This window comes from Peribacillus sp. FSL K6-5616 (genome assembly GCF_038008245.1).
In the GTDB taxonomy this organism is placed as follows: Bacteria; Bacillota; Bacilli; order Bacillales; family DSM-1321; genus Peribacillus; species Peribacillus frigoritolerans.
Window position 1 is genome coordinate 497,728 of record NZ_JBBOYT010000001.1, and the last position, 14,596, is coordinate 512,323.

14 protein-coding genes are annotated in these 14,596 nt (G+C 40.5%); 5 read left to right on the forward strand and 9 right to left on the reverse strand.

All coding sequences use genetic code 11. From position 1 onward, the window contains the following. The first annotated feature begins 217 nt into the window (after positions 1-217). Positions 218-1,024 carry a pyrroline-5-carboxylate reductase gene (gene proC, locus MHB45_RS02375; protein WP_048689793.1) on the forward strand — a complete coding sequence of 269 codons (807 nt, stop codon included), beginning with the start codon at positions 218-220 and terminating at the stop codon, positions 1,022-1,024. An 82-nt stretch (positions 1,025-1,106) separates the two neighbouring features. Further along, positions 1,107-2,474 (forward strand): FAD-binding oxidoreductase, encoded by a 1,368-nt coding sequence (locus tag MHB45_RS02380; protein ID WP_072272468.1) that lies wholly within the window; start codon positions 1,107-1,109, stop codon positions 2,472-2,474. Positions 2,475-2,729: 255 nt separating this feature from the next. Here the strand turns inward: MHB45_RS02380 and ald are convergent, their stop codons facing one another. The 6 genes from ald to MHB45_RS02410 all read right to left on the reverse strand — a co-directional run bounded on the left by ald (position 2,730) and on the right by MHB45_RS02410 (position 9,164). Then, positions 2,730-3,863 carry an alanine dehydrogenase gene (ald, locus tag MHB45_RS02385; RefSeq protein WP_340907292.1) on the reverse strand — a complete coding sequence of 378 codons (1,134 nt, stop codon included), beginning with the start codon at positions 3,861-3,863 and terminating at the stop codon, positions 2,730-2,732. Between the two features lie 170 nt (positions 3,864-4,033). Further along, positions 4,034-4,855, reverse strand: a complete 822-nt coding sequence (locus MHB45_RS02390; protein ID WP_048689785.1) for an EcsC family protein — start codon at positions 4,853-4,855, stop codon at positions 4,034-4,036. 52 nt (positions 4,856-4,907) lie between these two features. Beyond that, entirely contained in the window at positions 4,908-6,164 is a 1,257-nt protein-coding gene (locus tag MHB45_RS02395) for a PucR family transcriptional regulator (protein WP_065421244.1), read from the reverse strand. Positions 6,165-6,292: 128 nt separating this feature from the next. Then, entirely contained in the window at positions 6,293-7,291 is a 999-nt protein-coding gene (locus MHB45_RS02400; protein ID WP_048689777.1) for an inorganic phosphate transporter, read from the reverse strand. A gap of 15 nt (positions 7,292-7,306) precedes the next feature. Beyond that, complete coding sequence (locus tag MHB45_RS02405; RefSeq protein WP_048689774.1) at positions 7,307-7,927, reverse strand: DUF47 domain-containing protein; 621 nt, start codon at positions 7,925-7,927, stop codon at positions 7,307-7,309. Positions 7,928-8,165: 238 nt separating this feature from the next. Continuing rightward, positions 8,166-9,164, reverse strand: a complete 999-nt coding sequence (locus tag MHB45_RS02410) for an inorganic phosphate transporter (RefSeq protein ID WP_072272470.1) — start codon at positions 9,162-9,164, stop codon at positions 8,166-8,168. Positions 9,165-9,558: 394 nt separating this feature from the next. Here MHB45_RS02410 and MHB45_RS02415 point away from each other — a divergent pair, with 394 nt between their 5' ends. Both MHB45_RS02415 and MHB45_RS02420 read left to right on the forward strand, forming a co-directional pair. After that, positions 9,559-10,389, forward strand: coding sequence for an aldo/keto reductase (locus MHB45_RS02415; protein WP_048689763.1), 831 nt, complete (start codon positions 9,559-9,561; stop codon positions 10,387-10,389). 475 nt (positions 10,390-10,864) lie between these two features. Continuing rightward, complete coding sequence (locus tag MHB45_RS02420; RefSeq protein WP_170946860.1) at positions 10,865-11,119, forward strand: GlsB/YeaQ/YmgE family stress response membrane protein; 255 nt, start codon at positions 10,865-10,867, stop codon at positions 11,117-11,119. A gap of 825 nt (positions 11,120-11,944) precedes the next feature. Here the strand turns inward: MHB45_RS02420 and MHB45_RS02425 are convergent. Then, positions 11,945-12,856, reverse strand: coding sequence for an RluA family pseudouridine synthase (locus MHB45_RS02425; RefSeq protein WP_237766587.1), 912 nt, complete (start codon positions 12,854-12,856; stop codon positions 11,945-11,947). 232 nt (positions 12,857-13,088) lie between these two features. Between MHB45_RS02425 and MHB45_RS02430 the strand changes: the two genes are divergently transcribed. Then, on the forward strand, positions 13,089-13,502 hold the full coding sequence (locus MHB45_RS02430) for a DUF5365 family protein (RefSeq protein WP_048689759.1): 414 nt from the start codon (positions 13,089-13,091) through the stop codon (positions 13,500-13,502). Positions 13,503-13,570: 68 nt separating this feature from the next. Here the strand turns inward: MHB45_RS02430 and MHB45_RS02435 are convergent, their stop codons facing one another. Both MHB45_RS02435 and MHB45_RS02440 read right to left on the reverse strand, forming a co-directional pair. Then, positions 13,571-14,041 (reverse strand): thioredoxin family protein, encoded by a 471-nt coding sequence (locus tag MHB45_RS02435; RefSeq protein ID WP_048689755.1) that lies wholly within the window; start codon positions 14,039-14,041, stop codon positions 13,571-13,573. After that, positions 14,041-14,478: a disulfide oxidoreductase gene (locus MHB45_RS02440; RefSeq protein WP_048689750.1), complete on the reverse strand. Its 438-nt coding sequence runs from the start codon at positions 14,476-14,478 to the stop codon at positions 14,041-14,043. The genes MHB45_RS02435 and MHB45_RS02440 overlap by 1 nt, the downstream gene beginning before the upstream one ends. Positions 14,479-14,596 lie beyond the last annotated feature (118 nt).

Consider the following 14,596-nt stretch of genomic DNA (forward strand, 5'->3'; position numbering starts at 1 on the left):
CTAATGACCAATTAGTCAACGTTTTTTTTTTGCAAAAGAATTCAATTACATGACTATATTGCGTAAGGTGGATATAAAGATTCATCCATATCACTATAAGTAATTCGATCAGAAACCACCAAATCCTTCCTGATTAATATCTCCAACGTGTTTCCATTTATCATATTCGATATAATAAGGTGGAACATAGATGAACTTATGATTGGAAGTGTAAGATATGAATAAAAAAATCGGGTTTATTGGATGCGGCAAAATGGGTGAGGCAATGCTTGAGGGCATGCTGCTTGCAGAGGTCATTTCACCTGAAGGAATCATGGTCAGTACTGCGAGTGCGGAGACCAAAACTAAAATCACCACGAAATATAACGTTAGAGGTACTTTGGATAATAAAGAGGTTGCCGGTTTTGCCGATTTTCTCTTTCTGGGGATCCAACCTGCCATGCATAAGCAAGTACTTGAAGAAGTGAAGAATCATGTTAAAGAAGACGCCGTTATCATTACTATGGCAGCAGGGATCACTGTATCTCTAGTTGAGAAAAGCTTCGAAAAAAGAGTGAAGGTTGTCCGGACGATGCCAAACACTCCTTCGCTTGTCGGTGAAGGCATGACTGCCATGTGCATCAATGATGAAATTACCGATGCTGATATAGAGGGTGTGACTGCACTGCTGAATAGTTTCGGTAAAACGGAAATCCTGCATGAAGATTTGATGGACGCAGTTCCGGCCATCAGCGGTTCGTCGCCTGCTTATGTTTATATGTTCATCGAGGCGCTGGCTGATGGAGGGGTCCGTGATGGCATTCCACGAAAACAAGCATACCGAATGGCAGCACAAGCTGTAATGGGAGCTGCTAAAATGGTACTGGAAACGGAAAGGCATCCTGCTGCTTTAAAGGATGATGTCTGCACGCCGGGCGGATCAACGATATCTGCGGTGGCGTCTTTAGAAGAGAATCAGCTAAGATCCAGCATTCTGCAAGCAATGAAGGCCTGCACGGATAAAACGAAAGGTTTCAGTAAATGAAGAAAGATGGATTGCCTATTAGCGGGCAATCTCATTCGTGAAATATTTTCAGAATGTTTGGAGAAAAGAGGGGGCTGCAATAATGAAAGGTTATATAGAAGAATTAAGGAAGATACTTTCGGAAGAACAAGTAACTGTGAATGAAACTTTATTGGAACAGCACAGCCATGATGAATCATATCACACCCCGCATTTACCGGATATGGTCATATATCCAAGGAATACTGCAGAAGTAAGCAAAGTCATGCGTTATGCGAATGAGCATGAAATACCAGTCATTCCTTTTGGGTTAGGATCAAGTTTGGAGGGGCATGTCGTTCCAGTCAAAGGGGGTATTTCCCTGGATTTGTCCTTGATGAATCAAATATTGGAAATCAGGGAAAATGATTTCCTTGTTAAGGTCCAACCGGGTGTGACAAGGACGCAACTTAATAAAGAAATAAAAAAATACGGTTTGTTCTTTTCCGTCGATCCTGGCGCCGATGCTACATTGGGTGGGATGGCAGCTACGAATGCAAGTGGGACGACCTCGGTTAAATATGGGATAATGCGCGATCAAGTCAGGGATTTGGAAGTGGTTTTAGCAAACGGTGAAGTGATTCATTCCGGAAGCTTAGCGACAAAATCATCTTCAGGCATTCATTTGAATGGCTTGTTTGTCGGCTCTGAAGGTACGCTGGGTGTATTTACTGAACTGACATTGAAGGTATATGGCATCCCTGAAGTCACAATGGCCGGAAGAGCCTCATTTCCAACCGTCGAACAGGCAGTATCTGCGGTTAATGGGATCATGCTTGCTGGAATCCCGATTGCACGAATTGAATTGGTGGATGCAGAGTCCATAAAAAAAGTTAATCAATTCATGGACAAATCCTATGATGTCCAACCAACTCTATTCCTCGAGTTTCATGGGAATTTTGCCGGACTGGAACAGGACGTCAAATTTGCCAAGGAAATCGTAAGTGATTTTGGCTGTGGAGATATCCAGTTTGAAACCGATTCAAAAGCACGGAACGCCTTATGGGAAGCGCGCCATAATCTCGCGTACGCTTTCATTCATAGTGCACCCGGAAAAAAGCTGATGGTGACCGACGTAAGTGTGCCCCTACATGAATTATCGAATGCCATACTGGATACAAGGAAGAAAGTCGAACAATCCAAAGTGGAGGGTGCGATTGTAGGACATGTAGGTGACGGGAATTATCACGTATTGTTCATGATTGATTTGAAAAATCCTGAAGAAGTTAAAGAAGCGAAGAGGTTAAATGAAGAAATCGTCGAATATGCTTTAACAAAAGGCGGTACATGTACGGGTGAACATGGGGTAGGACTTGGAAAATCGAAGTATCAGCGAAGGGAGCATGGAGCTGCTTATGAAGTGATGAAAACGATCAAACAGGCTTTGGATCCGAAAGGAATAATGAATCCTGGAAAGATTTTCATAGATTAAGAGGAATATTCTATTTTGTATGATTAGTAAGAACATCAACCGGGGAAAGGGCAGACTTGATCAAGAAGTGGCATATCTTATATCTCCGGAAAAATCGCCCGTCCGAGCAGATAATCCAACCCATATGAGGATAATTCGACCCTTGTGCGGAATATCCCGGCCTGATCCAGATATCATACGAAGAAGCTCAGCTTCATCGAGGCCCTCGTCCAAAAAAAATAAGACTCCAGACAAGATTCTGGAGTCTTATTTATATTAAGCGTTAATGTTATTCGGGTTTAAGGCGTTTTCAACACTTACGTAATTGTAGCCAAGGTCTGTGGCAACTGCTTCGAACGTGATTTCACCGTTCGCCACATTGACACCTTTTGCAAGAGCATCATTTTCAAGGATCGCTTTGATGGCACCTTTATTTGCAATTTGAAGAGCAAATGGTACTGTTACGTTAGTTAAAGCTACTGTAGAAGTTTGAGGCACTGCTCCTGGCATATTCGCCACTGCATAATGAACTACTCCATGTTTAACATAAGTAGGGTTATCATGTGTTGTTATGTGGTCGACCGTTTCAAAGATACCGCCTTGGTCGATTGCAACATCGACAATGACTGAACCTGCAGACATCGTTTTAACCATTTCTTCAGTAACGAGCTTAGAAGCTTTAGCACCTGGAATCAATACAGCACCGATTACTAAATCGGCATCTTTGACTGCTTCTGCAATGTTATAAGGGTTGGAGATGAGTGTAGTCAGTTCATTTCCGAAAATATCATCAAGCTGACGCAGGCGGTCAGGGCTTAAGTCAAGAATGGTAACATCTGCGCCTAAACCAATAGCGATTTTAGCAGCATTCGTTCCAACCATTCCTCCGCCGATTACAGCGACTTTACCGCGTTTAACTCCAGGAACTCCGCTTAAGAGTATTCCTTTACCGCCGTTATTTTTTTCAAGGAACTGAGCACCGATTTGTGCAGCCATGCGTCCTGCAACTTCACTCATTGGTGTCAATAATGGAAGTGTGCGGTTTACTGCAACCGTTTCATAAGCAATGGCCAAGACACCGCTTTCTTTTAGTGCCTGAGCTAGTGCCGGTTCTGCCGCAAGATGTAAATATGTGAAAAGGATTAAATCTTTTCTGAAATATTTATATTCAGATGAGATAGGTTCTTTTACTTTCATGATCATTTCTGTACTTGCCCAAACGCTAGCAGCGTCCTCGACTATAACAGCACCAGCTTCTTGATATGCTTCATTTGTGAAACTGCTTCCTAGACCTGCGTTCATTTCGATTAATACTTCATGTCCTGCATTGACTAATGCCACGACCCCAGCTGGAGTGATAGCTACACGATTTTCATTGTTTTTAATCTCTTTTGGAATTCCTATTCTCATCTTAATCCCTCCAATAATATGTTTTACTGTTTGTATCACAAGTATAGTTGGAAAAAGAAACAGTTAGTATGTGGAAATCAGAAAAATGAAAAAGGTGTATTTGTGGAATTCCACAAACGCAGTTTCAAAAAACATGGACTTGCCAGGATCAAGACCTTTTTAAAATGAAATCAATTCTTTGCAATAGGTTCTTGAATGCGCTCTAAAATCCTTCTTTTCTTGTAAAGCATGATTCCCGTATCGGCGATATCGGCAATCATCGAACGATTTGTAATGGCGCCAAATATTATTCCGGCAACGGGAACCATTTGCAAAAGCTTTTTCCAGCCAAACTGATCGCGGTATGTATAAACGACTTCTCGCCATCCTTGGAGTTCGGATGCTATTTCCCTTTTTGATTGGGAATCAGTCTGGTTCATTTTCGACAATTCATTTAATAGAGCCTTTTTGCCGACAACATCCGATGTTGTAAATTGCAGACATTTGACGATGAAAATACGTTCTTGGCGGTCTCTAGGATTGAAGCCATATGTGATGGCAATATCCTGAAGGGTTTTGATGGACATCCCGAGAAGAAGCGGGATGTCGATGGCCAAGGTGAAGATTCCGCCAATCCCGGTAGTGGCACCTTGAACCGTTGCCAATTTGCTGCCTGAAGTTTTAATATCCTGACTCACGCTATCCATGATATGGAGGGGGATGCTTGAAACATCTTCCAGGCCATTAATATTCAACTCGGGAACCTCAGCTTGCAGCTGACTTAGAATATGGGCTTCTTTCGTTAAATATTTTCCGCCATTCTGAATGTAGCTGCCGATTTCATCAAGCATGACACCCAATTTTTTCTGAATGAAATCCGGTGTCAACTTGTCCAATAGCTTGAAGGGGATGCGCCCAATCCGTTCCCAAAACCATAGTCCTTTCTGATCTTTCTCCCATTTTTCAATGATTGTTAATTCTTTTTCAAGTTCTTCTTTTGTTTCTAATTTCATATGATCAACCTTTCCACACTTCTTTTAGTATTCCATATCTGGAAATATATCATTAATTTTTTTTGAAAAATTCATCATATTGATTAAGTTTAATGTTAAGAAAGAGGGACATTTTTTGAATTGGGTCTTTTAATCGAATGTTTCCCACTTCAGAGATTCTTTTTAATCGGTAATTCAATGTATTTACATGGATATGAAGATTTTTTGAAGCTTCATTTGGGTTGCAGTCTTTCTCTAGATAGACGGTGAGTGTTTGCAGCAATTCCGTCTGGTTCTTCATATCGTATGCTTTAAGTTTAAGGATGGAAGGATGAACACGACGCTGTTTGTTGCTTGCGAGTGATCCAATCATTTGAAACATGCCAAGTTCTTCATAATGTAAAATGAGTGCCATGTCATCAGGGAATATATTCTTCATTTTTAGGGTGTATAGAGCTTCTTCGTAACTTGATTTAACATCCATTAAGTTCTTATACATATTGCCAGCCGTTCCAAGGATATGCTCAACACCGAAACGCCGTTTCATCTCCAGAATGAAAAAAGGAATGAACTCATAAATCGATGAAGTGAAAGAAGGGCTGTTTTCCTGGTTGGCTCCCGCGAAAAGAATGAGCTTGTTATGGTCAATGGCAAATAAGGAACTGTTCATCTTTTGAGTGGTCGTTAACATATATGAAATGTAGCGCTCCACTTCGCGATTGATCTCTTTAGGAAATTCGAATACCAATATGGAAAAAACCACTGGAACATGGATTGAGAATTTCTTGTAATTTTCAATTATTTCCGGTTCTTCTTGGTAGTGCCCGGTCAACATGCGCCAAAGGAACTCTTGATGACCTGCTTCTTTCCTTTTCTTTTTCAATTGCAATTGCTGTAACTGGTTCTTTGCCTCCTTGGCAGCGAATTGCAGAAATTTCATATCTTCTTCTGTGAAAGGTTCATTTACTTCCAAGGCCCAAATGAATCCAAGTACTTCATTATTTTTCCGGATGGAAACCGCAACCCTGTTACCGAGACCGACATCATTGATGGCCCCGATTTTAATGGGGGCATCTTCCTTTAATAACGCAGGGATGAAGCCATCTTTCCATAAACTGTTGATGACCTTTTCAGGGACACGTCTTCCGATTATGGTCATGATACGGGCCTGATCCGTAGTATCATCGTGAGTGCTATAAGCAAGTAAGCGGTGGTTACCGTCCTCGATTGTAATGGGGCAACCTAAAACAGAACTGATTCTATCGGCAAACTCCATCATATCTCCATAAAGGTCTTTAAAAATATCTCTATTTTTTTCGAATTCCTTCATTCTTATTTTGCCCCTCGCTAAAAAAATTCCTTCTCCTTGAATTTTAAACGATTTCCTATTGATAAGCATAGATAAATCCTTTGTAAAACAGAAAATCCCTACCGATGGAAACCGGAAGGGATTTTATTTTAGAATAAGAAGTTAATTAAAAGATAAATCAAACCAGCTAATGTTGCCGAAATGGGAATGGTAATGAACCAAGTGATGATCATCCTTTTTGCCGTTCCCCATTTTACGCCCTTGACACGATGCGCAGATCCAACACCAAGGATTGAAGACGAAATAACATGGGTTGTACTGACTGGCATGTGTATTACAGTCGCGCCGAAAATGATGAAGGCTCCGGTTAAATCGGCTGCAACACCATTGACCGGGCGGATTTTCATGATTTTGCCGCCAACGGTCTTAATGATTTTCCATCCGCCGACGGAAGTTCCAAGTCCCATTGCGAGCGCACAGGAGAACTGAACCCAGAAGGCGATATCGGTACTTGATGCATAACCATTTGCAATAAGGGCCATCGTGATGATACCCATCGCTTTTTGTGCGTCGTTCGTTCCGTGGGTATACGATTGAAGTGCTGCAGTAGCAATCTGTATAGTCCGGAATCTTTGGTTTGTTTTTGTCAGGTTATTGTTTTTAAATACAACTTTAAAGATGCTGTATACGATAAACCCGATTGCAAAAGCAATTAGCGGGGAGAAGATCAAAGCTTGAAGAATTTTCATGAATCCGCCCCAGTTAATTCCAGCGAATCCTGCTGCAGCAATGGCTGCACCAGCAATCGAACCAATCAATGCATGGGAGGAACTGCTTGGTATTCCGTAATACCACGTTAGAAGGTTCCATATGATAGCGGCAAGTAGAGCAGCCATTATTACATATGAACCATTCGGAAGCGTGAACGGATCCACGATATCCTTCGTTATGGTCTTCGCCACTCCAGTAAATGTCATGGCACCGACGAAATTCATGACGGCTGCCATGATGATGGCATGCCTAGGCTTCAAGGCCTTTGTTGAAACGGCAGTCGCTATTGCATTGGCTGTATCATGAAAACCATTGATGAAGTCAAATGCTAAAGCAAAGAAAACGATTAATATTGTTATAATTAATAAAGTATCCATTTATTGGGGTACTCCTTAGGCGTTTTTCATTATGATTGTTTCAAGTGTATTGGCCACCGCTTGACAGTGATCGGCAATCTCTTCAAGGCTTTCGTAAATTTCTTTATATTGAATGATCCTGATTGGGTCTTTTTCAACTGTAAACAAGTTTTTGATTGATTGACGTTGGATTCCGTCACAAACGGATTCAAGATCTTTAATTTTGATTGCATGTTCACGAATCATTGGTAATTTTTTAGTGGATAGTGTATCGACAGCATTTTCAATCTCATACGTACACTGTTTGATTGCATCCACAAACTTAAGCATATACTCATCTGCATTGACAATTGAGTACATTTCGAATAATGCCGCACAGTGTTCCAAACCGTCTATGACATCATCCATTCTCATGGTTAATTCAAGGATATCCTCCCGTTCGATAGGAGTGATGAAAGCATTGTTCAGCTCTTTGATCACATTATGAACCATTGAATCGCCTTTATGCTCATAGTCTTTCATGGTATCTGAAAATACTTTGAGATCGGAGATGTTCTTGAGTTTATAATCCGCGAAATAGTCAGCACCTTCTTTAAGGTTTTGAGCGATGTTAAAAAGCATTACCGCGAATTTGTCTTTTTTTGATTTAAAAGCCATGTTAAAGCCTCCCAATTAGTCATGCAAATTTACGCACTTTAGTCGTACGCTTAGTATTAACAAATTGATTGTAACGAATTCATGTAGTATCCGGGAAGGTTTTTCGACGAAAATTTACAAAATCTTAATAAAACTTTACATAAAAAAACAAGGAAAATTAAAAAAAGGGAAAAACCCTGCATTTATAAGGGGGATTTGTAAAAAAAAAGCCTTTCCGATAATGGAAAGGCAAAAGGTTTTATAAAAATAAAGCAATCAAATAGTAAATGATTCCAGCTAAGGAAGCAGAAATTGGTAATGTAATGAACCAAGTGACCAGCATGTTTTTTGCGGTTCCCCATTTTACCCCTTTGATGCGGTGTGCAGAACCGACCCCAAGTATTGAAGAAGAAATGACATGTGTCGTGCTGACCGGCATATGCAGGAAGGTTGCACCGAAAATGATCGCTGCTCCGGTCATATCGGCAGCAACGCCATTAACCGGGCGGATTTTCATGATTTTACCGCCAACGGTTTTGATGATCTTCCAACCTCCGATCGATGTACCAAGCGCCATGGCTATAGCGCAAGATAATTGTACCCAGAAAGGAACTTCAGAGGTAGAGGCATATCCGTTAGCGATCAAAGCCATCGTGATGATACCCATGGACTTTTGAGCATCATTCGTCCCATGTGTATAAGACTGGATGGCCGCCGTGACAATTTGTATTCTCCTGAATCGTGTATTGGTTTTTCCTAAATTATTATTTTTGAATACTACCTTGAAGATACTGTAAACAATGAATCCAAGCGTAAAGGCAAGGATGGGAGATAGGATCAATGCTTGTACAATTTTAGTGAATCCACTCCATTTAATCGCATCGAATCCACTGGCCACGATGGCCGCTCCAGCTATTGAACCAATGATCGCATGGGAGGAACTGCTTGGAATGCCAAAATACCAAGTGATTAAATTCCATATTATTGCCGAAATTAGTGCAGCAAGGATAACATAAGAACCATTATTCAATGTGAAAGGATCGACGATATCCTTCGTAATGGTATGCGCTACACCGGTAAAGGTCAATGCTCCCAATAAATTCATGACCGCAGCCATGATGATTGCATGACGTGGTTTAAGTGCTTTGGTTGATACGGCTGTAGCGATGGCGTTAGCCGTATCATGGAAGCCATTGATAAAGTCAAAGACCAAAGCAAAAATTATTATTAGCGCGGTTAAGATGAGTATGGTATTCATACATGGAGGACTCCCTTGATTTCAAGTATATAAAGTGAATATAGTTTGTGGCCAATGATTGGGCGCAGGACAGTTTGCACTCCTCAATATTTAGAATGGGAATTTTAGTTTTGATTATTCTTTAAAGATGGCACCTTCTTTTTTACATGGTTTAAAATCGAACTATACTATTGTAACGAATTACATACCTTTAAGGATAGATGTTTCGTCATTTTTTTACAAAATATTTAACTTAGTGAATGATTAAAAAGATAAAATGTTACATTGATATATATAAATGGCCTTTAGGGATGGGCTTTCACTCAAGGGACTCTATAAATCCCGATGCTTATGGTTAGAAATAGAAGGTGGAGGGATGTATAATTGGTAAATAAAAGTAAGGGGGAATGATGGAATGATTTCGAATATTGGGGAAACGATCACCTTACATAATGGAGTTAAAATGCCACAGTTGGGTTTCGGTGTATTTAAAGTGAAAAACGGCAATGAAACGGTTGAGTCCGTCAAAAAAGCGATCGAAGTCGGTTATCGGGCGATTGATACAGCGGCCATTTATGAAAATGAAGAAGGTGTAGGCCAAGCGATTCGGGAATGCGGAGTGCCACGTGAAGAATTGTTCATAACCTCCAAAGTGTGGAATACCGAGCAAGGATATGAAACGACGCTCAAGGCATTTGAGGATAGTTTAAATCGCCTTGGATTGGAATACTTGGATTTATACCTGATCCACTGGCCGGGAAAAGATAAATATCTGGAAACCTGGAGGGCATTGGAGAAGCTTTATAAGGATGGAAAGGTGAAATCAATCGGTGTAAGTAATTTCCATGTTCATCATTTGGAAAATTTACTTGCAAACAGTGAAGTGAAGCCGGTCGTCAATCAAATTGAATTGCATCCACTTTTAACTCAAGTCGAAATTCGTGATTACTGTGCAAAACATGAAATAAAGGTAGAATCTTGGAGCCCGCTTGGCAGAGGAAACCTTTTGGAAGAGCCGACAATTAAGCATATAGCAAAGAAGCACGGGAAAAGTTCAGCACAAGTATTGATTAGATGGCACCTGCAACATGATCTAGTTGTAATACCTAAATCGATTACGCCGTCCCGTATCAAGGAAAATGCGCAGGTATTTGATTTTTCATTGAGTTTAAATGAAATGAATCAAATAGATGCCTTGAACAGAAATGAACGTTTCGGCAGCAATCCCGATGAACTTTTGTTCTAAAAAGAATACAGCAAATGAAAGGAGGGTGTCCCGATAATGGGGCACCCTTTTTCTTTTTCCTTTATGAACATAATCAAGACGATTGCTGCTTATACTAACTATGTGACAAAGTTAAGCCTATGGTATACCCGTTTAATATGTCTGATAATCCTGTTTTTGTTGCCAAATATTTTTTAAAAAAATTAGGTTTTAGATTAATTAAACGGGGAAAATAATGAGTACAGCAGCAAACAAAAAGAAAAAATTCACTAACAAGAGGATTGTCCAATCAGTTACTCAAGGGCTATAGCTAGCTAACTCTACCCAATAACTAAAACATTCACATTCATTAGATATTGTGCGAATCGGCATCATACCATTTGAATGTAAAGGTTAAAAGTACTGAAAAAAAGCATGACAATATGGAAGTGATTTAATTTCTTGGAGTCTGCTGCAGAAAATGAAAAAATAACTAATTTGAAGGAGGAAATATATTATGGGATTTTTATGGTCATTAATTATCGGAGGTATCATTGGTTGGTTAGCAGGTATGATTGTTGGACGTGACGTACCATTTGGAATTATCGGTAACATTATCGCTGGTTTTGTTGGTGCATGGTTAGGTTCATTAATTCTTGGGAACTGGGGACCTTCAGTAGCAGATTTCGCTATAATTCCAGCATTGATTGGTGCAATCGTATTTGTCTTCATCTTAAGCCTTATCTTAAAAGGCATGAGAAAAGCTTCATAAATACAAAAATAAAGCTGGCCCAAGTGGCCAGCTATTTTTTTATGCGCAAAATGAACCGTCTTGACTATCGTATAATCAGTCCGTAGAGGATAAAAATCCGGACCAACATTCAGAAAATCCGAAAGGCGACAATTTCGGATTAATATTACTTATGGAACGGTGTTTCAGACTGTCAAATTCGTAAATTAATTGAGTTTACAGTGTTGATTTCCACTCCAGGCACTCGCTTTCCGCGGGCGGTCCGGGAAGCCTCCTCGTCGCCTTGCGCCTGCGGGGTCTCCCCTGGACACGTTTTCCCGCAGGAGTCTCGTACCTTACGCTCCAATCAACTTTGTTTTACCTTTTAGAAAGAGCCCCATTTGTCTACAAACTCGATAATGTTTGATTTTTCCTACAGTATTAAAGTGTTTATAGAATTGAAACGTTGATTTCCACTCCTGGCAACTCGCTTTCCGCGGGCGGTCCGGGAAGCCTCCTCGTCGCCTTGCGCCTGCGGGGTCTCCCCTGGACACGTTTTTCCCGCAGGAGTCTCGTACCTTAGGCTCCAATCAACTTTGTTTTACTTTTTAGAAAGAGCCCCAATTGACTACAAACTCGATAATGTTTGATTTTTCCTACAGTATTAAAGTGTTTATAGAATTGAAATGTTGATTTCCACTCCAGGCACTCGCTTTCCCCAGGAAGCCTCCTCGGCGCTTTGCGCCTGCGGGGTCCCCCTGGACACGTTTTCCCGCAGGAGTCTCGTACCTTATGCTCCAATCAACATTTTTTACTCCTTTTGTCTACAACTGGAACACCGTACGGTATGGAACGGTGTTTTTTTGTTTAAATGTCGAGATCGAATATTTCAGGTCTATCAATGAAAGGAGCTTCAACGATCATTTTTTCTTCTGAAATGGGATGGATGAATTCGATTTTCCTTGCATGCAGGGCTTGACGTGGAAATGTCTTTTTTCCGCCATACAATGTATCTCCGGCCAATGGGTGGTTTAAATGACTGAAATGCACCCTGATTTGATGGGTTCGGCCGCTTTCCAAGGTGCAGCTGACGAGCGTCAAGTTTTTCTTGGGATCTCGGTTGAGCACCCGATAGTGGGTGACTGCTGTCTGGCCTGTAGGGGAAACCCTTCTTCTCGTCGCATGGTGGCGGTCGCGGCCAATTTTTTCTTTGATTTCTCCTTCATTCTTTTTAATGTTTCCTTCAACTAAAGCTAGGTAAGTCCGCTTGATTTCCCTCTCTTCCAACATTCTGTCCAGCATGGACCCAATAAGGCGGTTTTTGGCAAAAAGGACGGCACCGGTGGTATCTTTATCAAGCCTATGAATATGCTTGATCATACAGGTCTGGCCGGTTTTTTGAAGATGGTGCGCGACACCATTGAGGAGGGAGTGTGCTTCACCGGGCTGAGAAGGATGGGTATCCATTCCAGCCGGTTTATTGGCTATCAACAGCACATCATCTTCATATAAGATGGAAATTCCTAAGTCTGCCGCTTGTACTGTTTCATTTTCAGCGTGATCTAATAAGGGGATGCTGATCGAATCTCCTTCATTAAGGATAGCTGACCATGCGACGGAATTCCCGTTCACTGTAACTTCTTTACTCATTCTCCATTCATGCACTAATTTTTTCGGGGCCTGCCAACGCTCCCTAAAAAGCTTTTCAATTGTTAATCCATTCCAACTTTGGAGAACATCAATTATTAAATGTTGGTTAGTTATTCTGAAATTTTCCAATAAAAACCCCTACTTTCGACTGCTTTGGTTTTGATTAAATGAAAAAAATATATAATAATTAAGAATTAGTCATGAAAAAGTAACCTTGGACCTATTGATGAAATTTCCGTGGTGGAAATTACCACATATTTTTTACAATATTTATGTTATTCTAGTGAGAAAGAAATCGCTTGTCCTAGAATATACATATAATAGATAGGTCTAACGGATCTGAAAAAAGGTGGTTTTTTTAGTGAAGACGGTCTTTTCTTCAACGGAAGAACAAGAGCAAGAAATAGCGAGTCTCGTTTCTCGTTTCTACGAATCTGTATTTCCCAAATACTTTACGGAAAGTGAAATCCTTCATTTTCGCGAGATTGGCGTTTTAAAGCCCAATCAAAGTTCTGTTACTTACTTGGCAACATTAAGAGACGCATTTCAAGTAATGACATGTCTTCAAGTCCTTATGTCGATATTAGACAAACAAAAGAGAGAAGATTTTATGGAATCTGAATCTGAAGAATTGTTCCAACATAACATCACTCTATTGAATGAATGCGGAATATTCTTCCCCTTTTATTATGACCATTTTTCAAGTATAAACCATGAAGCGAATAATGAGATGCAGATGATGGACATCCAGGTGGCGAATCAATATTTAGTATAAGGCAAAAAAAATGAGCCGGCTATAACGGGAGAAGCATTTCCGTTAGGGCCGGCTCATTTTTTCCATCCTTAATTAATATCGTGGTCTTTGAACCATTTCTCGAACGTTTCCTCATCATTATAGCCAACGATCCGTTCTTGTTCTTTGCCATTATTATAGTGAACGATGGTCGGTGTGCTTTTGATGCCATAATCGCTCCATCCTTGTTCAAACTCCAAAAGATTGTATTGAACTAGATCGATTCCCAGCTTTTCTGCCAAAGGAGCCACGATTGGCGTGGTTTTTTGACAATGCGGACACTCAGGACTATAGAAGTAAACGGTCACATCTTCATTATCCTGGAGGTCCTGCTCCAATTCTTCCGGCAGGATCAAGTTTTGATAATTGGGATCATCCAGCTGATCGACAGTAGCGGGTTTAAGCTTATCCTTACCGTATGGATTTCCTTTTGATTTTTCTTCTTTTTTCAAGTTTGTAAAAACGCCCAGCAGGACAAATATCGCGACGATTATCACTAAAAATATAGCCATTTTCTTCATTAAGCTGCAACCTCCTTGGATCTTGTCCATATGATGTAACTGCATATGAAAATAATGATGAATGCAGTCAAGGCTAGGAACGGGATGGTGATGAAACCAAATACGTTTATATATTGACCTGTACATGGAACCCTTCCGCATGCAAGGGTGTGGTCAGAAAAGAATGAAACCTTTTGTATCAAGTAATGGTACGTGGAAATGAATGCACCGATAGCGGATAATATCATCGTATAAAAGCTGATCCAATAATCTTTTCGAATGATTGCAATTCCTAATATGATCGTAAAAGGATACATGATGATCCGCTGATACCAACAGAGCGCACAAGGTTCGTATTGCTTGATTTCAGAAAAATATAAGCTTCCAAACATCGCAATGATGGAAGCAGCCCAGGCTGCAAATAATAAGTTTTCCACACTGCGTTTTGTATTGTTCATGGTTCCTCTTCCCCATCTCTTTATACTCTCATGAAAAGTATAGTATGTTAGGACCGCGTCTGTAAAATATATATTCTTTTAAAGGACATTCAGAATGTTTTTATTTGAAATCAAGGGG

Excerpts from the sequence above, each read along its gene's own strand:
- MHB45_RS02390 (WP_048689785.1), bottom strand. The coding sequence starts at position 4,855 with ATGAAATTAGAAACAAAAGAAGAACTTGAAAAAGAATTAACAATCATT.
- MHB45_RS02415 (WP_048689763.1), top strand. The coding sequence starts at position 9,559 with ATGATTTCGAATATTGGGGAAACGATCACCTTACATAATGGAGTTAAA.
- MHB45_RS02440 (WP_048689750.1), bottom strand. The coding sequence starts at position 14,478 with ATGAACAATACAAAACGCAGTGTGGAAAACTTATTATTTGCAGCCTGG.
- proC (WP_048689793.1), top strand. The coding sequence starts at position 218 with ATGAATAAAAAAATCGGGTTTATTGGATGCGGCAAAATGGGTGAGGCA.
- ald (WP_340907292.1), bottom strand. The coding sequence starts at position 3,863 with ATGAGAATAGGAATTCCAAAAGAGATTAAAAACAATGAAAATCGTGTA.
- MHB45_RS02400 (WP_048689777.1), bottom strand. The coding sequence starts at position 7,291 with ATGGATACTTTATTAATTATAACAATATTAATCGTTTTCTTTGCTTTA.
- MHB45_RS02420 (WP_170946860.1), top strand. The coding sequence starts at position 10,865 with ATGGGATTTTTATGGTCATTAATTATCGGAGGTATCATTGGTTGGTTA.
- MHB45_RS02435 (WP_048689755.1), bottom strand. The coding sequence starts at position 14,041 with ATGAAGAAAATGGCTATATTTTTAGTGATAATCGTCGCGATATTTGTC.
- MHB45_RS02380 (WP_072272468.1), top strand. The coding sequence starts at position 1,107 with ATGAAAGGTTATATAGAAGAATTAAGGAAGATACTTTCGGAAGAACAA.
- MHB45_RS02405 (WP_048689774.1), bottom strand. The coding sequence starts at position 7,927 with ATGGCTTTTAAATCAAAAAAAGACAAATTCGCGGTAATGCTTTTTAAC.
- MHB45_RS02395 (WP_065421244.1), bottom strand. The coding sequence starts at position 6,164 with ATGAAGGAATTCGAAAAAAATAGAGATATTTTTAAAGACCTTTATGGA.
- MHB45_RS02410 (WP_072272470.1), bottom strand. The coding sequence starts at position 9,164 with ATGAATACCATACTCATCTTAACCGCGCTAATAATAATTTTTGCTTTG.